The organism is Cryobacterium sp. W22_MBD10_FK3, from assembly GCF_052113745.1.
GTDB lineage: Bacteria > Actinomycetota > Actinomycetes > Actinomycetales > Microbacteriaceae > Cryobacterium.
This window is the reverse complement of the sequence record NZ_JBGQOH010000041.1, coordinates 1-1,836: the sequence shown is the minus strand read 5'-3', so window position 1 is coordinate 1,836 and position 1,836 is coordinate 1. Positions and strand designations below refer to the sequence as shown.

Sequence of the window (1,836 nt, the reverse complement as noted above, 5' to 3'; positions counted from 1 at the left end):
CATGAACGACGGATTTGCCTATCGTTCGCCCTACATCCTTAGACCGGGACAACCATCGCCCGGCTCAGCTACCTTCCTGCGTCACACCTGTTAATACGCTAACCGCACCAGCATAGGGTCGCACGCTAGGCCTCACGCTTCACCCCGAAGGGATCCATCTAGAGGATTCAGATGCTTAGCATTACTGGATTAGCTTGGACGGTTTTTCATCAGTACGGGAATATAAACCCGTTGTCCATCGACTACGCCTGTCGGCCTCGCCTTAGGTCCCGACTTACCCAGGGCGGATTAGCCTGGCCCTGGAAACCTTGATCTTTCGGAGGACGGGTTTCTCACCCGTCTTTCGCTACTCATGCCTGCATTCTCACTCGTGTAGCCTCCACGGCTGGTTTACACCGCCGCTTCGCTGGCCACACGACGCTCTCCTACCCATCAACACGGCTGAACCAACACCACAAGGGTGCGGCTTACCAAAAATATCAATGCCACAACTTCGGTGGCGTGCTTGAGCCCCGTTACATTGTCGGCGCGGAATCACTTGACCAGTGAGCTATTACGCACTCTTTCAAGGGTGGCTGCTTCTAAGCCAACCTCCTGGTTGTCTATGCAACTCCACATCCTTTCCCACTTAGCACGCGCTTTGGGACCTTAGATGGTGGTCTGGGTTGTTTCCCTCTCGACGATGAAGCTTATCCCCCACCGTCTCACTGCTGCGCTCTCACTTACCGGCATTCGGAGTTTGGCTAACGTCAGTAACCTTTTAGGGCCCATCGGCTATCCAGTAGCTCTACCTCCGGCAAGAAACACGCAACGCTGCACCTAAATGCATTTCGGAGAGAACCAGCTATCACGAAGTTTGATTGGCCTTTCACCCCTATCCACAGCTCATCCCCTCCATTTTCAACTGAAGTGGGTTCGGTCCTCCACGACGTCTTACCGTCGCTTCAACCTGGCCATGGATAGATCACTTCGCTTCGGGTCTAGGACATGCGACTGAATCGCCCTATTCAGACTCGCTTTCGCTACGCATTCCCCTCTCGGGTTAAGCTCGCCACATATCACTAACTCGCAGGCTCATTCTTCAAAAGGCACGCTGTCACACCAACAAAGGGTGCTCCAACGGTTTGTAAGCAAACGGTTTCAGGTACTATTTCACTCCCCTCCCGGGGTACTTTTCACCTTTCCCTCACGGTACTTGTTCACTATCGGTCATGTAGGAGTATTTAGGCTTATCAGGTGGTCCTGACAGATTCACACGGGATTTCTCGGGCCCCGTGCTACTTGGGATACTCTTCGGGCGATTGCTGCATTTCGACTACGGGGTTCGCACCCTCTATGACCAGGCTTTCAATCCTGTTCGTCTATACAACGTTCTAACCCTCACTGTTCGGCAGAATCAGCAGAAAAGTCCCGCAACCCCGACCATGCAACGCCTGCCGGCTATCACACATGATCGGTTTAGCCTCTTCCGGGTTCGCTCGCCACTACTAACGGAATCACTATTGTTTTCTCTTCCTGTGGGTACTGAGATGTTTCACTTCCCCACGTTCCCTCTACCCGCCCTATATATTCAGGCGGGAGTCACCAGGTCACCTTGCGGGCCTGGCGGGGTTTCCCCATTCGGACATCCTCGGATCACAGTTCGTTTATCAACTCCCCGAGGCTTATCGCAGATTACTACGTCCTTCTTCGGCTCTACATGCCAAGGCATTCACCGTTTGCTCTTGAAAATTTGAAATCACATGAGTTTGAATCGATTAAGTGCCGCGAATAAATTCGCGACCGAAATTGACCAATGATCACACACTCAAAGAGTGTGTTGATCTTTGTAATTTG

General features: G+C 52.3%; 1 rRNA gene. It reads right to left on the bottom strand.

From position 1 onward, the window contains the following. A 23S ribosomal RNA gene (locus tag ACEN2M_RS18690) occupies positions 1 to 1,738 on the bottom strand; the annotation flags it as partial. Positions 1,739 to 1,836: the final 98 nt, after the last annotated feature.